This window comes from Marinobacter sp. UBA2498 (assembly GCF_002341575.1).
Lineage (GTDB): Bacteria > Pseudomonadota > Gammaproteobacteria > Pseudomonadales > Oleiphilaceae > Marinobacter > Marinobacter manganoxydans.
The window spans coordinates 1224-1990 of record NZ_DDOI01000044.1 but is presented as its reverse complement, the minus strand read 5'-3'; the positions used below and the strand labels follow the sequence as shown (position 1 = coordinate 1990).

Annotated in this window: 1 protein-coding gene; it reads right to left on the bottom strand. The window is 59.7% G+C overall.

Going from position 1 to position 767, the window contains the following annotated elements:
• The coding region (locus tag B2W52_RS04965; RefSeq protein ID WP_286801702.1) for an undecaprenyl-diphosphate phosphatase at nucleotides 1-767 on the bottom strand (767 nt) is incomplete at both ends.

The following is a 767-nucleotide window of genomic DNA, read 5'->3' as shown; positions in this document are numbered from 1 at the left end:
CCCGCCAGAACAATCCGATAGATAACGTACGGCCACATGCCTACCTTGTTGAGCCACTTAAGGAAGAAGTGGATTGCGGTAATGGCCATCAGGAATGAAGTCACCCCGCCAATCAGAAAACCACTCCAGTCGACGATCACATCCGAAGTTGCCACTTCCAGCAGTTTCACGGCTGATGCCAGCACGATGATGGGGATTGCCAACAGGAATGAGAACCTGGAGGCGGTTTCGCGGGTCATGCCCAGGAACAGGCCGGCGGTGATGGTTACGCCGGAACGGGAGGTGCCGGGGACGAGGGCCATGGCCTGGGCGATGCCAACCAGGACGGCGTCTTTCCAGTTCAGTTTGTCGAGGGTGCGCTGACGTTTGGGCAACCAGTCTGCAAGGCCGAGGAGCAGGCCGAAGAACAGGGTGGTGAAGAAGATGACTTCCACCGCCCGCAGTTCGTTGTCGATCATATCCAGCAACGCCAGGCCGGCCAGGCCCGCAGGGATGGTGCCGATGACGAGGTACCAGGCAAGGGCGCCCTGGCCAACGATTTTGCGGCGGCTGACGGAAATCAGTCCGTCCCGGGCAATACCAAAAACATCCCTCCGGAAATAGAGCACAACCGCCAGTAAGGTCCCGACGTGCACCGACAGGTCGAAGCCTACGCCCTGATCGGTCCAGCCGAACAGCGCCGGGGTGAGGATCAGGTGAGCGGAGCTGGAGATGGGCAGGAATTCGGTCAGTCCCTGGAGAAGGCCAAGGAAAAGGGCCTGGAAAAC